At 44.7% G+C, this 19298-nt stretch carries 18 protein-coding genes; 13 read left to right on the forward strand and 5 right to left on the reverse strand.

Annotated elements, in window-relative coordinates:
- Positions 1–27: 27 nt before the first annotated feature.
- The 5 genes from ABLT31_RS27225 to ABLT31_RS27245 all read left to right on the forward strand — a co-directional run bounded on the left by ABLT31_RS27225 (position 28) and on the right by ABLT31_RS27245 (position 6021).
- Positions 28–1548, forward strand: coding sequence for a sulfatase-like hydrolase/transferase (locus ABLT31_RS27225; protein WP_367757780.1), 1521 nt, complete (start codon positions 28–30; stop codon positions 1546–1548).
- Between the two features lie 38 nt (positions 1549–1586).
- Complete coding sequence (locus ABLT31_RS27230; protein WP_367757783.1) at positions 1587–2570, forward strand: Bug family tripartite tricarboxylate transporter substrate binding protein; 984 nt, start codon at positions 1587–1589, stop codon at positions 2568–2570.
- A gap of 81 nt (positions 2571–2651) precedes the next feature.
- Complete coding sequence (locus tag ABLT31_RS27235) at positions 2652–3122, forward strand: tripartite tricarboxylate transporter TctB family protein (RefSeq protein ID WP_367757785.1); 471 nt, start codon at positions 2652–2654, stop codon at positions 3120–3122.
- Between the two features lie 10 nt (positions 3123–3132).
- Positions 3133–4638, forward strand: a complete 1506-nt coding sequence (locus ABLT31_RS27240) for a tripartite tricarboxylate transporter permease (RefSeq protein ID WP_367757787.1) — start codon at positions 3133–3135, stop codon at positions 4636–4638.
- A 384-nt stretch (positions 4639–5022) separates the two neighbouring features.
- Positions 5023–6021, forward strand: a complete 999-nt coding sequence (locus ABLT31_RS27245; RefSeq protein WP_367757840.1) for a cation diffusion facilitator family transporter — start codon at positions 5023–5025, stop codon at positions 6019–6021.
- A gap of 67 nt (positions 6022–6088) precedes the next feature.
- Here ABLT31_RS27245 and ABLT31_RS27250 read toward each other — a convergent pair whose 3' ends face one another.
- Positions 6089–6553: a hypothetical protein gene (locus ABLT31_RS27250; protein WP_367757789.1), complete on the reverse strand. Its 465-nt coding sequence runs from the start codon at positions 6551–6553 to the stop codon at positions 6089–6091.
- Positions 6554–6677: 124 nt separating this feature from the next.
- On the opposite strand from ABLT31_RS27250, the gene ABLT31_RS27255 reads away from it, so the two are divergent.
- Positions 6678–7127, forward strand: a complete 450-nt coding sequence (locus tag ABLT31_RS27255) for a CBO0543 family protein (protein ID WP_367757791.1) — start codon at positions 6678–6680, stop codon at positions 7125–7127.
- A 56-nt stretch (positions 7128–7183) separates the two neighbouring features.
- Complete coding sequence (locus ABLT31_RS27260) at positions 7184–7600, forward strand: CBO0543 family protein (RefSeq protein WP_367757793.1); 417 nt, start codon at positions 7184–7186, stop codon at positions 7598–7600.
- 310 nt (positions 7601–7910) lie between these two features.
- On the opposite strand, the gene ABLT31_RS27265 is transcribed toward ABLT31_RS27260, so the two are convergent.
- Positions 7911–8378, reverse strand: coding sequence for a CBO0543 family protein (locus ABLT31_RS27265; RefSeq protein WP_367757795.1), 468 nt, complete (start codon positions 8376–8378; stop codon positions 7911–7913).
- A 204-nt stretch (positions 8379–8582) separates the two neighbouring features.
- Between ABLT31_RS27265 and ABLT31_RS27270 the strand changes: the two genes are divergently transcribed.
- The 3 genes from ABLT31_RS27270 to ABLT31_RS27280 all read left to right on the forward strand — a co-directional run bounded on the left by ABLT31_RS27270 (position 8583) and on the right by ABLT31_RS27280 (position 10041).
- Positions 8583–9164 (forward strand): hypothetical protein, encoded by a 582-nt coding sequence (locus ABLT31_RS27270; protein WP_367757797.1) that lies wholly within the window; start codon positions 8583–8585, stop codon positions 9162–9164.
- Positions 9165–9463: 299 nt separating this feature from the next.
- Positions 9464–9610 carry a hypothetical protein gene (locus ABLT31_RS27275; protein WP_367757799.1) on the forward strand — a complete coding sequence of 49 codons (147 nt, stop codon included), beginning with the start codon at positions 9464–9466 and terminating at the stop codon, positions 9608–9610.
- Complete coding sequence (locus ABLT31_RS27280) at positions 9607–10041, forward strand: Rossmann-fold NAD(P)-binding domain-containing protein (RefSeq protein WP_367757801.1); 435 nt, start codon at positions 9607–9609, stop codon at positions 10039–10041. The genes ABLT31_RS27275 and ABLT31_RS27280 overlap by 4 nt, the downstream gene beginning before the upstream one ends.
- A gap of 557 nt (positions 10042–10598) precedes the next feature.
- Here ABLT31_RS27280 and ABLT31_RS27285 read toward each other — a convergent pair.
- From ABLT31_RS27285 to ABLT31_RS27295, 3 genes are all read right to left on the reverse strand, one after another.
- Positions 10599–12122, reverse strand: coding sequence for an amidase family protein (locus ABLT31_RS27285; protein WP_462976541.1), 1524 nt, complete (start codon positions 12120–12122; stop codon positions 10599–10601).
- A 280-nt stretch (positions 12123–12402) separates the two neighbouring features.
- Positions 12403–13323, reverse strand: a complete 921-nt coding sequence (locus ABLT31_RS27290; protein ID WP_367757805.1) for a response regulator — start codon at positions 13321–13323, stop codon at positions 12403–12405.
- A 13-nt stretch (positions 13324–13336) separates the two neighbouring features.
- Positions 13337–14608 carry an ATP-binding protein gene (locus ABLT31_RS27295; protein ID WP_367757807.1) on the reverse strand — a complete coding sequence of 424 codons (1272 nt, stop codon included), beginning with the start codon at positions 14606–14608 and terminating at the stop codon, positions 13337–13339.
- Between the two features lie 180 nt (positions 14609–14788).
- Between ABLT31_RS27295 and ABLT31_RS27300 the strand changes: the two genes are divergently transcribed.
- The 3 genes from ABLT31_RS27300 (at position 14789) to ABLT31_RS27310 (ending at position 19202) form a co-directional block, all read left to right on the forward strand.
- On the forward strand, positions 14789–16723 hold the full coding sequence (locus tag ABLT31_RS27300; protein ID WP_367757842.1) for a TRAP transporter permease: 1935 nt from the start codon (positions 14789–14791) through the stop codon (positions 16721–16723).
- A 111-nt stretch (positions 16724–16834) separates the two neighbouring features.
- Positions 16835–17887 (forward strand): M14 family zinc carboxypeptidase, encoded by a 1053-nt coding sequence (locus ABLT31_RS27305; protein ID WP_367757809.1) that lies wholly within the window; start codon positions 16835–16837, stop codon positions 17885–17887.
- A 280-nt stretch (positions 17888–18167) separates the two neighbouring features.
- Positions 18168–19202 (forward strand): TAXI family TRAP transporter solute-binding subunit, encoded by a 1035-nt coding sequence (locus tag ABLT31_RS27310; protein ID WP_367757812.1) that lies wholly within the window; start codon positions 18168–18170, stop codon positions 19200–19202.
- Positions 19203–19298: the final 96 nt, after the last annotated feature.

Genomic DNA, 19298 nt, shown 5'->3' on the forward strand with positions numbered 1-19298 from the left:
AGTGATTAAAGAAAGGGGTTGCGGAAAATGAAAAAGAATCTGCCTAATATTGTATTCATTACATGCGATCATTTAAGGGCCGATATGCTGGGATGTGCGGGAAATCCGGTGATACAAACACCTCATATTGATGAACTTGCCCAAAGGGGGGTGCGTTTTTCCCAAGCTTATTCTACGACTCCCATGTGTATACCTGCACGTTCCATGATTATGACCGGTATGGAAGGGCATAGCCTGGATCTCATCGAATTCAAACCCGGTTTTCAGCTTCCCGTAAAAGAAACCTTGCCGCAGCAGCTGAGTCAAGCGGGATACCAAACCAAAGTAGTGGGGAAGATGCATGTTTACCCGGAAAGATGCCACTATGGCTTTGAGAGCATGCTGCTTTGTGAAGAAGGGCGTCTGCTAGGCAAGATTTATGGCGAAAACAGAGGGTATGACGATTATGAGCAATGGGTGGCTGAACAGGGATATCCCGGCATGGCCTTCTCGCACGGAATATCGATGAACGAGTATGCGGTTTCCCTATGGAATCTGCCTAATCACTTACATCCGACAGAATGGATCGGACAACAGACCTGCAAGGAGATTAAGCGCCGGGATTGGACGAGACCTTTATTCATCTGGGCATCCTTTACGGCCCCGCATCCTCCTTTAACTCCCCTAATGAATGATCTTTTCATGTATGAAAGGGATAAAATGCCTAAACCCGCTGTCGGCGATTGGGTTGAGAATCACTCGATTTATAATGAGCTAAACCTATCTCGCTTTGGAAAACGAAAAACGGATAAACAGATCGAACTCGCTCATCGCGCTTATTACGCTATGGTTACGCAAGTAGATAGACAAATTAATAGAATCATCGGAACGCTTCTTGAGGAAGGGATGCTAGAAAATACGTGGTTTATATTAACATCTGACCATGGAGATAACCTGGGTGATCATCATCTCTGGCAAAAAGCGAACTTCCTGAAAGGGGCATGTAACATTCCTTTCATTATTACACCGCCGCTGCGTCGGGAAAATTTCGAACAAACTTTGGGTAAAGAGTGGATACCGGGAACTGTAAGCGATTCCGTCGTTGGTTTACAAGATATCCTGCCTACGTGCTTGAATATTGCCCAAGCCACCGTTCCGGAGCATGTCGATGGAAAATGCCTACTGCCGCTTGTCAAGGATTCCGCTAGTTCGGTTCGAGATATCATCCTGGGTGAATATCGGGAGCATGGCCGAAAAGATGGCTATCGTTCAATGATGGTGACGGACGGAAACTGGAAGTATATCTGGTACGAGGAAGATGGAGAAGATTTGCTTTTCCATATTGAAGAAGATCCGAATGAATTGCGAAATCTATCATTGGAAGAACCGGAAATCCGAGAGGAATGGAGAAGCAAGCTCGTTAATCTTTTATCTCGTCGAGAGAATGACCGGGCTGTGGAAGGAAAACAATTAAAAGCCGTGTATCCCGGCTGCAAAATGTCTGAAACGGAAAAAGCGAAAAGATTAAGCTCCTATTTTACTCATAAAACCCCTGTCGGGTTACATTAAGATGCTTTTTTCTATTAAAAATAAAAGGGGGAAGGAACATGAAGAAACTGATGATGTCATTTTTAATTATTCTATCCATGGTTGCAGCCGGATGCTCACCATCCTCTCAAGTCGCAAAGGACGGGGAAGCCACCGATTTCCCTAAGAAACCCATTGAATTGATTGTTCCGTATGCTGCAGGGGGCCCTTCCGATTCAACGGCTAGGGTGTTAGCCAAAACCGCGGAAAAATATCTTCCCAACGGGCAAACGATTGTGATCGTTAACAAGCCTGGAGGTGGGGGCACCATTGGTCTTGCCGATGTATTTAAAGCGAAACCTGACGGTTATACCATTGGCTTAACGGCTATAGGTCCCGTTTCCACTCAACCGCATTACGGGAATACACCTTATAGTTACGATAGCTTCCAACCGATTATGAGAGTTTCTTCGCTTCCTCTTGCACTGGTTGTGAAATCGGATGCTCCTTGGAAAACATTCGAAGAGTGGCTAGAATACGCCAAACAAAATCCAAATAAATTTTCCTATGGAACGACTGGGGCAGGGAGTGCTCCCCAATTGGCCATGGAGGCCCTTAATCTGGCAGCGGGCATTCAAACAAAGCCTGTCTCTTTTGAGGGCAATGCACCCGTCATTACGAATCTATTAGGGGGACATATTCAAGGCGGGGTGATTTTGCTTAATGAGGTTGAGCCTTTAAAAGATAAATTGAGACCGCTGGTTAATTTGGGAAGTACGAAAATAGAGCCTTTTACAGATAGTCCGTTGTTAAATGAAAAGGGGATTGATGTATCGGTAGATATTACCACGGGAGTTCTTGCCCCTAAAGAATTGCCGCAGGAGATATTAACGATTCTTCATGATGCCTTTAAAAAAGCCCTTGAAGATCCGGAGCTCCTCGAACAGTTTGAAAAATTAAAGGTAAATCCAGCCTACGCTGGCCCAGAGGACTACCAAAAAGAACTTAAGGAAAGATTCGATACAGATGGGGAAATTTTAAAAAGGGTGGGTTTAATTAAGTAGGCATGCGAATGATAGGGTATAGGGGCTCCCATCTATACCCCATATCATCTTTATTTCTAGGTGAAAGGACGATGAGAGCCAATGATGAAATTGAAAGCGGATTTTTGGGCGGCAATGATGGTTTTGATTCTTTCTGTCATCTTTCTTTTTGAATCTTCGATGTTTCCTTATTCGAATAGGCTAGGACCAGGACCTGGACCGGGTTTCTTTCCGATCTGGCTTAGCAGTATTTTGCTTGTTCTATCCCTTTTCTATCTCTATCAATCCTTAGAAAGACAAAAGGAGGGGCAGGGAGAACAAGAAGGAATACTGCCAAGGGGAGAGGGGCTTCGAAAGATATTGTTTACCTTGTTTTCCCTGATTCTTTTTGTTGTTCTAATTTCTTTTATCGGATTTACTTTGACATCCATAATTTTTCTATTTATGCTGCTTCGCGAAGGGTACAGGTGGTTTACGGGCTTGGGCATTTCTATCGTTGTATCGCTGTTGATGTTTTGGGTATTCGGATCGGTTTTGGATGTTGCATTACCTGTCAATGGATGGGGATTCTAGGGGGAAAATGATGGAAACCTTTGTGTTATTAATGCATGGATTTGAAACTGCTCTAACCGGGTGGAATCTGATATATTGCTTGATTGGCGTCTCCATCGGAATGTTTGTCGGAGTCTTGCCAGGCTTGGGTCCTGTGGCGGGAACGGCCCTTCTGATTCCGATGACCTTTGGTATGGAGCCAGTGTCTGCCATTATTATGCTGGCAGGGATCTTTTACGGCTCCATGTATGGAGGAACGATTACATCCGTTCTTATTAATACGCCAGGTGAGGCAGCTTCCGTTGTGACGTGCATAGATGGCCATCAATTGGCCAAGCAGGGCCGTGCAGGTGTCGCATTAGGCGTATCCGCCATCGGATCTTTCATAGGCGGGATTGTGGCCGTTTTAGGCTTGACCTTTCTCGGACCGCCATTATCCGAATTCGCGTTGAAATTTGGGCCCCCTGAATTTTTTTCCATCATGATTTTAGGATTGCTTATGCTGGTTGCCTTGATGGGAAAGTCATTAGTAAAGGGTTTGATTGCAGCTGTTTTGGGTTTGCTTCTATCGCTGATCGGCATGGACTCGCAGTCCGGGGCCATCCGTTTTACATTTGGGCAAAATGAATTGCTAGATGGTCTGGATTTTACGATTATTGCTATGGGCCTGTTTGCTTTTTCTGAGATATTAATGAATATGGAAAATCAAACAAAACCAGTAATACCAGAGAAAATCCAAGGATTGTTCCCTAAGCGGGAAGAGTGGAATCCCACTATGCGATCGATTGGCAGAGGGACCGGAATCGGGATGGTGCTGGGATTGATTCCAGGGGCCAATGCCGTGATTGCCTCCTTGCTGTCTTACTCCCTGGAAAAAAGAATAGCTAAAGACCCGAACCGCTTTGGTCGAGGGGCCGTAGAGGGAGTGGCAGGGCCGGAAACGGCGAACAATGCCCATAGCGGAGCTTCCCTAATCCCGCTTTTTACATTGGGAATTCCGAGTTCACCGACGGTAGCGGTGATCTTAGGAGCCTTTATCATGCACGGGCTAACCCCCGGACCTGCTTTGTTCCAAAACAATCCGGATTTCGTTTGGGCGGTTATTGCCAGCATGTTTGTAGGGAACTTCATTTTGCTTATTTTTAATTTACCCTTAGCTGGAATGTGGGCCAAAATTGCTTTGATTCCTGAAAAGCTGCTGTATCCTCTCATTTTATTGCTGATCTTGGTTGGAACCTATAGTACCAATAACAGCCTCTGGGATGTTGGGATGACAATAGCATTTGGTGTCGTTGGCTACTTTATGAAAAAGTTAGATATCCCTATAGCAGCAGTAGTCCTTACGTTTGTTCTAGGTTCACAAATTGAATCCTCGTTAGTGCAATCGCTGGCTACCAGCGAGGATGGGATGTTGATCCTTTTTGAAAGGCCACTTTCCGGTTTTTTAATTATGACATCAATCATTATTCTGATCGGCAGTATTTTTAGTGTAATTAAAAAGAAAAGATCTTTTTTGGCAAGCGATGTAGAAATGTAATGCTGCAGAGCTGAAATACGCCGTAGAAGAAATGACAGAAATGAAGCTGGTTTGCATGAAGAAGTAAGGGGTTGGAGTTAGTTACCGACGATGCCTGTAGCGACAATTCGATTGAATTATTGCTGCAGGCTTTTTGTGTTATTTTTCAGTAGTTGCTTTACCTGGATATTTACCTGTTGAATAGGTTTATGCATAAGAGACAATAAATAAAAAAGGGGAAAAATTTTACATGCAGACCTTAGCGCTTATTTTCATAGGAGGCCGGGATAATCAATGGTGAAAGACACATCTAATGGACTCGATTTTCTTTAACGCCGTGAATTGCAATCAGATTCAAGAAGTTGAAACTTATTATGGATAAATATGAACTTACAAGGTGATAAAATGGAACCTGGACAAGACCGTGAAAGTTGGTTACAGCTGATTAAAAAAGGAAACAAATCTTCTGCAGTCGCGATGATTGGCAATGCGGTAATCGCCGGAACGAAGGGTGTAGCTGCTGCGATGAGCGGAAGTGGAGCGATGTTTGCTTCGGCCATGCACTCCTTAGCCGATGCCGTGAACCAGGGCTTTGTGTTTGTAGGGAGTGTCCTGGCGGAGAAAAAACCGACTCCCCAATTTCCTACAGGATTCGGTCGCGTGATCAACATTTTTTGTATGATTGCCGTCATCGTGGTAACCATCATGGCTTATGAAACCATCCTGGAAGGATGGCATCTGCTTAAGCATCCAGTAGCGAGCGGGGGGGCTTTTTGGCTCAATGTTGGGGTATTGATTTTAAACCTGCTTATTGATGGCGCGATCTTAGTCAAAGCGATGAAGGAAATCATGAAAGAAGCGAGAGTCCAAGCAAAGGGCCTTCAGTTTATATCCGCTTCTTTTCAACACGTCGGACGTTCTGCGCCTCCTACCCGCCTGGTATTTTACGAGGATCTGGTGGCCGTATCCGGAGCACTTTTAGCCCTGATTGCTGTGCTCGTTACCTCATTGACGGCGTTTCATACTTTAGATGGTGTGGTAACGATCCTGATCGGATTATTGATGGTTGGTGTGGCTTTTCGGGTGGGATATGACAACATGGTGGGATTGATCGGGGTAGCAGCTCCCCGGGATGTGGCTGAAAAGGTTTCAATGGTTATCCTTGGGGATAAGGATGTAACGGATATCAATGACATCCGGATTACTCAGGAGGGGCGGTATTATCACATCGATACAATCATTGAATTGCGTAAGGGCTTATCGTTAGCTGATGCGGATGATATCAAATTCCGCATTCAAGATAGCTTAATGGCTGACCCTGACATAACGGATGTGGTATTAGGCATTATTGAAGATAACGGGGTAAAAGACTGGACTCCGGAAAGCTTAAATGAATTCGGATAAGATAGCCGGTTCAAGACAAGAGGGGTATGAAAACGGTGGCCTTGCCTCTCTTGCCTTATTGTTTATTCTATTTTGCTCGCTCATTCGATAGCAGATGACAAGTGCTTAAGGAAAGAAGAAGGGCTATAAAAATCCTTAAAAAAGTTTCTTCAGTAGAATAATCGATAAATATTTCTGTTGTAATCGCAAAAGAAGCAAATAAAGCTAAACCGAGCGAAAAGGCTAGGTAGAGTGTAGGTGTCATGATGTTTTTCGAAAAGGTCTGTACAAAGGCTCTCCAGAAGAAAAAGGAGCAAGTGATTTGCCATAGGATAACTCCGAAATACAGAATGATGATGAAGGTTCGAGGCGTATTGTAAATATCCGTGGTTTCTAACATAGCCTTAAAGTTTCCCGAGGCAAACTTCCATTCCTTGCTTAAATAATTGACGGATTTCAGGTAATCAAAAAAATTGGTGGTTACAATGATGGAAAACCATACAGACCAGAACAAAAGGATTAATTGGATTATTCGTTGGTTCATTTTTTTCATTTCCATACTCCTGAATATTGATATGCATATTATTTCCAAAACGGAGTTGAGTTATTTCCATGTTCGAACATGGAAAAAAGGAAATACTAAATCACAAAGAAATTGGAAAGTAAGTGACTGACTTATGGTATCCATCATCCTGTTTGTTTTATCATGGTTGGCATTTTTCCTATTGGCGGATAAGAAACGTATTCCGGATTTGTTTCCCACTGCGGTATTTTCCGCGTTTTTGGGACTTCTCACTGATTTAATCATGGAAGAATATAAGCTTTGGTCTTATCATGACAGCCCCTTAAGCGGGCAGGAGGTTCCGCTGGCCCTCGATTTTGGTATTTACCCTGTTGTTGCGTACTTATTCATGCAGTTTCTTCCCCTATCAAAAAAGAGCCGAATAATTTACATCTTTTTCTGGACTTTCGGATCCGTTTTGCTGGAGTATGCCTACTTGAAATTTGGGTTGATCCAGCACCATCTGTGGTGGAGCTTAGGGATCTCTTATATCTCTGATTGGATTATTTATGGCTTGTTTATTCTGCAATATCAATTTTATGCAAAGGCAGAAGTCAGGTTGTGATCACGATGCTTATTATCTTTTATGCTGCAATATCTGTTTGCTTTTTCTTGTTCCGGGTGGAACGATCAAAATGGCGTGAATATTATTCGACACTACTGTCTGCAAGTTACTTGCGATTTTTAGAGCAATATGTGCTTGTCTATATTTTAAAAGTTTGGGAATATGAGAATTTACCTACTCCCTTGGCCAAAATCATCGGAGTCCCTATTCTGCTTGATGTCACTCTTTTCCCCGTGCTGGGGTATCTTATTGTTCATTATATGAAAGAGAAACGTGCAGCAAAGAAGTATTTCCTGCCGGCAGCCATTCTAACCATCGTAGAAGGTACGATGGTATGGTCGGGAATGCTTGAGCACCATAGGTATTGGAACTTTGTTTATTCTTATTTTCTTGCTTTGGCTACAGTCATTTTCCTTCACTATCAGTACAAGCTGTTTATGCTGCGGAGGAAGAATGTTTTGCACAATGGGTGACGAAGATTCCTAGGAGTAAGTGTTGCTAAGCTATGTAGAAAACTGTCGATATATTTATTGGTAACTTTTGTTTTTGTTCATTAATTATTGGTGATATTACTTCTGACAGTACATAACTAGCTCAAAAGGGGAAATCTTCTTATGGTCCAACGGAGAATAGAAATTGCTCAACGCGAAACGAAGTATAACTTGCCTTCCAAATGTGTTGGGTGCATATGGCGATCAGGAAAAGTATGCTTTTTTCCAACATGTTCAAAGTCCAAGCTTACATGAATGGAAGGTTACAGCAACCTTCCATCACTCATAATCGTCAGCGACCAATTTTGAAAAACCAATAATAATACCTTCGGGTAAGATAGAATGCGGTGAGTACACTAATCCAAGTCCAATACCACTTCCATTGATGATAATCAATAAGATCCGTATAGCGCTCTATCGCTACTTCCGTTATGGTTATAATGGATATGAAAATAATGGAATAGCTTATCCTTTTTATCAGAGCATGGGTTTTGGGATAATACAAAGCAAAAATAACGGCGAGTGCTGGACAAACAAAATATTCAAATGTAAAACTCGTTCGGGATGCATAAGCAAAAAAGCGAACTGGATATTCCAGCCATTTCATTTCTATAACGGCAAATCCGCAAATCCAAGTAATGACTTGATGAAAAAGAAAAATTATATGGGCGTCTCGGATCTTTTCCTTGGGTACCAATAGGAAAAGGGCCATACCCATAATCAGCCATGAAGAAACTTCAATTATGGTTTCTATTTTCATTTTATTTGATCCTATTCGACAAATTTCTACATATTATTCATTTTCTCCATGCTTATTAAAAATACTCTAACAAAGGTTAACTTAATGAAAATCCTCTCCAGATTTTATTCTTGAGAGGGTTTATTGTTGTTTATTGGCGTTATTTTACTGGAATAAAAGGATCATTGGCAGGAATAAGCATGAAAGGAATAGGAGGTGAAATACATGTCAGTAACAACTGTTGTCCGTTGGTTAGGGTTGTTGGCTGTAGTAGGTGGGGTGTGCAGAGCTGCCATGACCCCGTTAGAGTTGGCTTGGGGCACGGATAATACACCTGCACTTCTCATTGGTGGAATTACAGGATCGATTTTCATCATCCTTGGCACAGCGGGAATCTATCTTTATCAGGCAGAAAAAGTAGGCATATTGGGCTTTATTGGATTTATTTGTACGGTTTTAGGAAATGTGCTGGTGTGCAGTATGGTAGCTTTGACCTTGTTTGTTCTCACTGCACTAAAAGACCCGCAGATTTTGGAGCAAGAGCTGACAGGACCTATCGGTCCCCTTCGGATGGTCATGCTGATCACCATGTCGCTTGGCTACATTTCGTTAGGATATGTCACTCTTCGAGCTAAGATGTTGCCCACTTGGGCTGGCGCATTGATGATTCTTTTTGTAATCCTGCCATTTCTTCCTTTCCTTGGAGATTACCTTGCAGCCATTTGGGGGCTGATTTACATGGGATTGGGATGGGCGGTTTGGTCTAGGTCATCTGAAAGTGAAACCAAGGCTACGACAGCATCATAGACGAGTTAACCGGATTTGGCTGTCCTTAAAGGTAGGTAAAAAAGTACCATCGTAGAGATTATGTTACCTGTCGATGTAATGATATAAAATAACCCCATCTTTGTTCCCTTATAAGGAATGAAGATGGGGTTATTTTTCTTTCCGTAAGCCATTGATCTAACGCCATTCCCAAGTGCCGTCTTCACGGATATAGAGGACTTTCTTTTCAAATTCTACTCTTTCAATCATCTCGAGATATTGTTCCTGTTCTGTCATTTTAGCCATCTCCTTTTATTTTATTGCTGATTGCGACAAACCCTGTGGATATTTTGACCCAAGTCGCTCTTAAGCTGTCCAACTGGCCAAAAGAACGGGTGATCGGGTCGGGGACACTGCTCGATAGCTCTCGTTTCCGTTATTTGGTTGGCGGAAAGCTGGGGTCGATCCACGCAGCGTTCATGGCATGATCATCGGGGAGCATGGAGATACGGAAGTGCCGGTATGGAGCTCGCTGAATATTGGAGGACTCAATTTAGACGGAGCGTCAAAAGGTGATCGCTGGACCTTATCTGAAAAGGACAAGGAAAGCATTTATGAGGAAACGAAAACGGCAGCCTATAAAATCATTGAGAAAAAAGGAGCTACCTATTACGCCATTGCCTTATCTCTGGCGAGAATATGTGAAGCGATCCTGAAGGATCAAAAATCCATCCTTCCTGTTTCTTCTTATGTAGAGAACTATCGGGGGATTGATGGCGTTTGTTTAGGCATCCCTTCCATTGTAGGAAGAGGAGGAGTGGAGGAAGTTCTCCCCATCCAATTGAACCCGGATGAGGAAAAACAGCTTCAGCACTCTGCCAAGAAGCTGAAGGAGTTCTTGGGGGAGATTGGGTTTTAAGAATAGCCTGCTTGGGAGGTAGAGACCAAGTGGGCTTTTTTCATGGATTACATTTGTAGATTTATATAGATTTCCATTTATCCGGGTATTCTGATGGGGTACGGATCGTGGATATCACTGATCCTTCCAATCCGGACTGAAAGTATTGACTAGGAATAATAGTAAAAATGAGTAACAAACAAACAATCACCGATCATTCGGTGGTTTTGTGCTAGTAGAATTCCTAACTATACCCACTATAGGGTATTTTCGAATACATTTATAGAATGGAGTCTACGGGTGATGGACTGAGATCTAGCCCAAAATGGAGATAGTGGGAAAATCGCCAACTATTTTAAAAAATCGTGAGGAAGAAGGCGAAATAGTTGGAGGAAGTATCACTAAAAACAAAATCTAATAAATGTAAGCGATTGCAGATGCGAACAATGGGAGTTTTTCCACCTAAATCAGTCCGTCTAAGCCAGAATTTAAAATTAGTAGGAGTAAATCCAACTAATTCAGTTTCTTAACCAAAAAGTAAAAAGGAGCGAACGTTTCGCTCCTTTTCTGTTTGCCTCCTATGGCGTAGACACCGGCTCTTTGCGATGATGGGTGCCCTGCTCATAAGAGTAGGCAAATTTGATTAACGTCGGTTCACTATAGGAACGGCCTAAGAATTCCACTCCCACAGGAAGGCCATCAGCAGTAAATCCAGCAGGCACGGTGATCGCGGGAAAGCCCGTGAAGGCACTTAACCGGTTGGCGCTTCCCGCATTTTGCCCCTTTCCGATCAGAGCGGCAGGTTGGGAAGTAGAGGGGTAAACCAGGGCGTCCAGTTTATGATCTGCCATCACTTTTAGCAGAGATTGTTGGGCCAGTTTGGTTCGGAACAAGAGAATGTCCTTATATTCTTCCATGTCTAAGGACTCCAGCTTATCTCTCGCTTCAAGAGATGCCTTAGAGGATGGGTGATATTGGCCGGATTGAATAATTTCCGTCAGGGAATGATACGGAGCATCGTCGCCCAGGGAAGCAAGATATTCATTGAATTGAAATTTAAATTCGTAGCCGCTCAAGCTAGGGTAGCTCAAAACCGTGCTGAGATCGGGAATCTCGGTGTCGATCACTTCTGCCCCTAACCGTTTCATATCGGAAATGGATTGATCGATAATTTGATTGGTTTCTGCATTCTCCGGTCTTGTCCCGAAAAGCTGGCGAATGACTCCGATCCGGGCCCCTTCTAAACCATCTTTCTCTAGGGATTCCGCGTAGCTTTGCGGGATTTCCTGCACATTCCATGCGGTCATGATATCGCTGGAGTCATATCCCGCCGTAGCGTCAAGCAGATAGGCAACATCTGCTACCGTACGGGCCATCGGTCCCCCTACATCCTGAGTCAGGGCCAACGGGACAATCCCGTCACGGCTGGAAAGTCCGACGGTAGGCCGCAGGCCGACAAGGCTATTGAATGAAGACGGGATGCGAATGGATCCGCCGGTGTCGGTTCCGAATCCGGCTACTGCAAAATTCGCCGCAATGGCAGCTCCCGTTCCGCCACTCGATCCGCCGGGGTTATGCTGCAGGTTATAGGGGTTTAACGTTTGTCCGCCCATGGAACTGACTGTCGTAATACCGAACGCAAATTCATGCAAATTGGCTTTGGCTAGAATAATAGCGCCCGCATCCTTCAGCTTCTTGATCTGATACGCATCTTCGTCGGGAATAGAGGATTCGAGACAGATGCAGCCGGCTGTTGTAGGCATATCTGCTGTGTCGAAGTTATCCTTTACGATAATGGGTATACCGTGCAACGGTCCTCTTGGGCCCTTTTCCTTTCGTTCCTTATCCAATTCCTCTGCTATCTCCAAAGCACGAGGGTTGATGGTAATGATCGCATTAATTGCCGGGCCTTGATCATCGTACTGTTCAATTCGGTCCAAGTATTGCTGTACCAGTTCTTTGGAGGAAATTTTGTTTGTTTTCATCGCATGCTGCAAATCCTCTATGGTTGTCTCAAGTATACTGAATTTGGCCGGTTTTTCTGAAGAGGGTTGGCCGTTGTTCGTGCCGGGGATCGTTTCAGCTTCTTGGCCTTGGCCCATCGGTGGCTGCTGAGGGTTCTCTTGCAGGGCTTCGCTGTTCTGATTAGGTTCTTGGGCAGTAGGTTGGGCGTAGGCCGGAATGGCACCAGCGGTTAAACTAATCGCGAGCAAGCCCGCCAAAATATGTTTTCTGAATCTCACGTTACAAATCTCCTTTTTATGTAAATTTTCTTCATTTTCAAACATAGTAATGTGTACTCTATGAAAATCTACAAAAATCTATAAAAGCAGTACAAAAGAAAAGAGGCCGTGCCCTGGTTTTCGGGCCGGCCTCTATCGATTACGAAGCTAGTAATCTCTTCGATTCCATATACAAGATATAAATAAACTTTTTCATACTAATGCGCACATTCGCATGAGAGGGATCCGCATGCTCTTCGAGGGCCATCATCACCTTTCGAACCTCTTTGAAATCAAAGAAGGTAGAGGCGTAGTTCTCAAACTTAGGATTGGAGAAATCCGTCAATCCAAGCGAAGCAATGTGCGTTAAGGCTTGAAAGATGGTCCGCCGTATCCGCTGCTCGCAAGCCTTGACTTCCTGATTGATCGCAGAGGAGACGGATCCGCGCCTTACTTTTGCCAGATTGAGCAAAATGTCTTTCAAGGGAGGAAAATCATGATCGATCGATGATCCCTTTTCGCTGGAGTGGAGGAAGCTTAAAATATCCAAGAGATCTTTTCCTCCGCTTTCTCCCATGATACCCAGTTCCGTGAGCAGAAATTTCCCTGAAGAATCAATGGATTTTTGAGCGAAGGGAACATCCTGCCGATCCCTGATTTTTCGATGGGATATATTGCTCAGCGAACTTTGAATCAGCTGAATGGATTTCTGCATCTCGACTCGTTCAATGACTCTTTGAATAATATTTATGACTTCCAATCGGTTAATCGGTTTGGTTATGTAATACTCGATTCCAAGAGAGTAGGCTTCCGCGATCATATCCTTTGATTCGATTTGCGAAAGCATCACAGCTCTTCCTTCATAGTCGGCAGACAATTGGCGGAGGGTCTCGATGCCATCCCGCTTGGGCATGAGTAGATCGATCAACAGAATGTCGACTTTTTTCAAATTCAATAAATCGGCATTGATATTAGCGCCATCGTCTTCTTCCCCTGCAAGCTCCCCAAGGTCTTCGTCTTCAATGATTTCCGCAAGCATATAGCGAACGGCTGGATCGTCGTCTACAATGAAAAATCTCATGTTATCACCTTTTCTAAGATACTTGTAACAGGGCAGGCAGGGGTATCGCGATGCAGAATACCGTACTTCCCGCCTCTTCCTTTGTTTCAATGGCAATGGTTCCGTTAAGATGGTGAATGACCTCTTTCACATAGGAGAGTCCTATCCCCGTGGAGGGGTTCCCGGAAACATCGTATTTCGTGGTAAAACCGGGCTGAAAAAGCATGGAATGGTCCTTTACTTTGATTCCGGGCCCATCATCGCGAACCCGCAGTTTAACCCAATCTCCCTCCTGTACAATGGATATCCCTATCGTTCCTTTGCCTTTAATGGACTCAATGGCATTTGCCACCAGATTATTGACAATGGATAGAGTGGTATAGATTGGGAAAAGGGAGTGGTGCACCCTTATATCCACTTCAAAGAGAATGTCCTTCGAAAGCATTCGGGCATAGTTTTCATTGGTGCGGATAATGATTCGGCCCAGCTCCTCGATATCCATGTAATGGGTCGGGATCTCATTGGAAATGAGCCTGGATAGTCCTGCGTAGATTCGCTGATTATCTTTTTTGATGTCATGCACCTTTCCGGCAATATGGAGGGCTTTCTCAGAAACCGCTTGCATAACTCCCTCCTGATTTCCCATCAGCATGCGGTACAGATCATAGCATTCCTTTGTCACATCCTCAGCATTTTGAAGATTCTTTTTTAGCTGAAAGGTTTCCTCATAGAGATCGGAAATTAATAGGAACATTTGCTCATTGCGCTGCCTTTGCTGTTCTTCCATCCATTTCACCTGGCGAAGCTGGATGATATTGAAAAAACCCAGCACAAAAAAGCTGCGGATCAGGGCCACCATGGAGATGTTGAAAATCACCATGCCATCCGTAACGAATAAGGAATTTCTCCAAGCCAATTCCATCAGATTGGCCGCAATATCGATAATCACCGCAAGAAAACCGACAAGCAGGGGGGAGTCATGCTTCCTGTTAATCCGCAAAAGATCAAATAGGAAACCATAGGTGAAATAATAGAAAAAAGCAGGAAAGTGCTGACCAAAGCTTTCAGCCTGAATAAAGCCTCCGTCTGCCCAAACGTCATTGATCATGCGGAATAAAACGACGGCCATGCCAACTAATCCACCGGTAACCAAGGATGGAAGCTTCCGTATCCACAGCAACATAAAGAAGAAGGCGGTCGACCCGAAAGCAATCCGAAAGTCATCTCCAAAGGGGTGAATACGAAGCTCGCCCGCCAACGGGACAAGCAGGAGCGTAAACAAAAGAATATAGGTATTTTCTCTCATATTAACCCTACCATCTCATACTTTTGACCTAATAATTAAAATATTATGAAGATAATGCACGGTTTATTATATGCCATTTCCTGAAAACTGAAAAGACAATTTATAGATTTTTGTAGTTTTATGTAGTTGGAGTTTTACTATTCTTAAAAATTCCTATAAAAAGGAGGCCTATCTTTGACTATGGATAAAACCACCCAACTCCTGTCTCAGTATGATAAGGAGTCTTCTTTTCGCACGCTGGAAGGAAAGTGGGCTTATATCGTTTCCTACATTGCTATTGCTTTCTCCATCTATCAGATCTATGTTTCCGTTTTTCCGCCGCCGCCGGCACAAATCCAGCGCTCGGTTCACCTGGCTTTTGCTTTGGGGCTTGTCTACCTCTTATTCCCCGCTACGAGAAGGGGAAGCCGTTCGAGCATTTCTTATCTCGACGTCATGTTATCCGTTTTGGCTGCCGGTTCCACACTCTACTGGCTGTTTGCGTTTGAAAGCCTGATCGGTAGAATTGGGAATTTTACGGCGACAGATCTAGCCTTCGGAGGCGTTGTGATTGTTCTGCTGCTGGAAGCAACCCGCAGGGTAGTGGGTTTTCCGATCGTCATCATTGCCTTGCTGTTCATGTCCTATGCGTTGCTGGGCGATGAAATGCCCGGTTTTCTTAAGCATAGGGGAGTTTCTTTGGAACGGTTAATCAGTCATACGTACTTTACCCTGGAAGGAATCTTGGGGACTCCCTTGAGCGTTTCATCTACCTTCATCTTTTTATTTTTGCTTTTTGGCGCCTTTTTGGAGAAAACGGGGGTTGGAAGCTATTTTAACGATTTGGCACTGGCAGTTGCCGGAAAACGGATCGGTGGGCCTGCAAAGGTAGCGGTGTTTTCCAGTGCGCTTCAAGGCACCATCAGCGGAAGCTCGGTTGCCAATGTGGTCACATCCGGGTCGTTCACCATTCCGATGATGAAACGGTTGGGGTATAAGCCTGAGTTTGCAGGCGGGGTGGAGGCGGCGTCTTCCACCGGCGGTCAGATTATGCCGCCCATCATGGGGGCAGCAGCCTTTCTGATGGCTGAATTTACGGGTATTTCTTATTGGGAAATTGCGAAAGCGGCGGCGGTTCCGGCCATTTTATATTTCGCCGGCATTTGGATGATGGTTCATTTTGAAGCCAAACGCTTGGGACTCCGAGGCTTGACGAAAGAGGAGCTGCCGGATCGAAAAGAGGTATGGAAGAAGTCCTACTTATTGCTTCCCATTCTAGCGATCATTGGGTTTCTGATGTCCGGCGTATCACCGATTCGCGCAGCGCTTTACGCCATTCTCTGTACCATTTTGGTCGGTGCCTTTCGGAAGGAAACACGGATGTCCTTTAAAGATATTCTTCAGGCGCTGGAAAGCGGAGCCCGGACAGCTGTAGGAGTGGCCTGTGCTACAGCTACAGCGGGAATTATTGTCGGAGTCGTGACTTTGACGGGCGTTGGATTGAAATTTGCGAATGGCCTGGTCGGTTTTGCGGGCGGCATCATCCTTTTGGCCTTGTTTCTTACCATGATTTCCTCGATCCTGCTTGGCATGGGAACGCCGACAACAGCGAATTACATTATTACATCTACGGTAGCGGCTCCTGCTATCATTGCGCTCGGAGCGCCTGTTTTATCTGCGCATATGTTTACCTTTTATTTTGGGATTGTTGCCGATATAACGCCCCCAGTAGCGCTCGCCGCATTTGCCGCTTCAGGCATCGCCGGCTCGGGCCCGATGAAAACGGGAATACAATCGACGAAACTGGCAATCGCAGCCTTTATTATTCCCTATGTATTTGTTCTTTCCCCCGAGTTATTGTTTATCGATGCCACGTTGGGTGAAACGCTCTTTGCGATATTAACCGCCACGATAGGCATGCTGGGGATCAGCGCAGGGCTGATTGGCTATTGGCTTCGGGCCATGGCTTGGTGGGAGCGCCTTTGGGCGATTGCTGCAGGGCTGCTATTGATCATTCCGGGACTGATTACCGATACCGTCGGGCTGGGATCGCTTGCCCTGATCTTCGGTTGGCAGTATGCCAAATTATATAAGAAGGATAGTCAAACCGGGGGGATCCGGGTTCTTGAAAAGTAAGGTGCCTACTAATCTTAGAAAGAATTTTTCAAATGTTTATAGATTTATATAGTTTTACGTAGATTGAAAATTACAATAACCATGTAAACAAATATAAAGGAGGCTCCATTCATGAAGAAACAATTATTAGCTCTTTCATTATCCGGTGTTTTAGCTCTTGGCGGCATCTTGGGTACAGCATTGCCTGCAGGCGCGGTGGGAGAAGGGCCAAACTACAATGGGCATGAATCGGTTCAAACCCAGATTCTTCATACTCATGAGGAAATGGTTAGTTTCCTGCAGGAACAAGACGCCAAACAGGATGCGATGGAGCTGGAGGTCATTGGTCAAACTGTCAAGGGAAGAGATATTTACCTTGCCAAATATATATCCAACCCGGATAATCCAACCATCTTTTTCTTAACACAGCAGCATGGAAATGAGCAGCTCACCACAGAGGGAGCCCTTGAATTTATTAAGCACTTGGGGACCAATAAAACCAAAGGCGTATTGGATAATGTGAATATCCTGATTCTACCGATGCTGAATGCAGATGGAGCGATGGGCGATGTGAATTTCTCCCTTGACGATTATCATGCGGACGGCGGACGCCACTTAACGCGCTATAATGCAAATGAAGTTGATCTTAACCGTGACCACGTGGATAAAGTACAGCCGGAAACCCAAGCTTTACACAATAATGTGTTGGCAAAGTACAATATTGATTACATGATCGACCTTCATCACCAAGGATCCCAATCTGAAATCAATGGAAAGCTGGTTTCGGGCTCCATTCTCTATCCCACAAACCCGGATGTAGATCCTGCAATCGTTGAAAAATCAAAGCAATTAGGTGCAATCGTTTATCAGAATGTAGATTCTACAGGCTGGGGACACATTGCAAAATATGTAGGAGGATCCGCTAATACAATCAGCCGCAACGGTTTAGCAAATGAGTACGGAATTGCAACCCTGCTGTTCGAGATGCGCGGGATGTCCGACCATTACTATGACTCGTATGTACTTGGCCAGAAGAGCAACGGATATCTGATCAAACAAACCATCACGACGCTTGATTCAACCGTTCGCGCCATTGCCGATGGTTCCATTGAGCAGGCGGATACGAGCTTCTGGGATACGCTGCCGGAACAAACAACAAGATCCGGTGAGGAAGAAGACGAATAATCGCTTGAAAAACATGCTGAAAGCCTGTGGAGGCCAACACCACAGGCTTTCTTTTAATAAAAGGCTCTGTCCATTGCGGACATTCGATTCGTTAAATGGGTAAAAATCGCAAGGTATAGAAAGTGGGGCGGACATAGGTTCCGTTATTTTGTTAAAATCCTGCTCTCTTTCGCCGTTTTTAAGCAAATAACGAACTCAATGTCCGTTAAAAGCTTCGATGTAGTGTTTCTCGCGAGAATAGCGAATCCTATGTCCGCTTAATAAAAGGGGGATATTTTTTATGAAGAAAAGAACTTCCATGTTTTCCGCACTTGTCCTTTCATTATCTTTAATCCTCAGCGGATGCGGGGGAGGAAACGAGGCGGCGCCGAAGCCTGCTGAACAGCCTGCGCAGCAAGAAGAGAAAAAAGAAGAACCCAAAGGCGATGTCCCTGACTCCATTATTATCGCCACGGGCGGCACATCCGGAACCTACTATCCGCTGGGAGGCGGAATGGCCCAAATTTTTACGGATAAGGCCAAAATAAATGCAAGTGCCCAAAGTACGGGAGCATCGGTTGAGAATATGCGATTAATCAAAGATGGACAGGTGGATCTGGCCTTTACCCAGGGAGATATTGCGGACTACGCATCAAAAGGTACGATCATGTTCAAGGATGGCGGTGCCATCGAAAATCTCAAAGCCGTCGCTTCTTTGTACAATGAAACCGTGCAAATTATCGTAGCCAAGGATAGCCCGATCCAAACGGTTGAGGATTTAAAAGGAAAGCGGGTATCCGTAGGAGCGCCTGGAAGCGGTACGGAAGCCAATGCCCAGCAAATCCTTGAAGCCTACGGACTTACCTTTGAAGATCTTGGCAAGGCCGACCGTTTAGCTTTCGGCGAATCGACAAGCTTTATCCAGGATGGAACGTTAGATGCTGCCTTCGTTACAGCGGGAACGCCGACGGCTGCGGTCAATGAATTAGCGGCTACCAAGGGAGTGCGAGTTCTTAATATCGACGCGGAACATATCGCAGCAATTATTAGCAAGTATCCTTACTACGCGGAGCAAGCGATTGATGCTGGCACCTACCCTGGCTTTGACGAAAAAGTAACCACCGTAGCGGTCAAAGCCCAGCTTGTCACTCGTGCGGAACTCGATGAAACGGTTGTCTATAACCTGACTAAAGCTCTGTTTGAAAATCTTGATCAGCTAAAAACCGTTCATAAGAAAGCAGAAGAAATCACAGCAGAAGAAGCATTGAAGGGGGTAAGCCTTGAGGTTCACCCTGGAGCGGCGAAATTTTTTGAAGAAAAAGGCGTGAAGAAATAAAGTTTATAAAGTCTGTTCTTATCCTTTGGGATGAAGAGCAGGCTTTTTTTGGTTCTGCCTTGACTACTCCATTGCGAAAAACCTAATCTTAGGATT

It is taken from the genome of Ammoniphilus soli, from assembly GCF_040813775.1.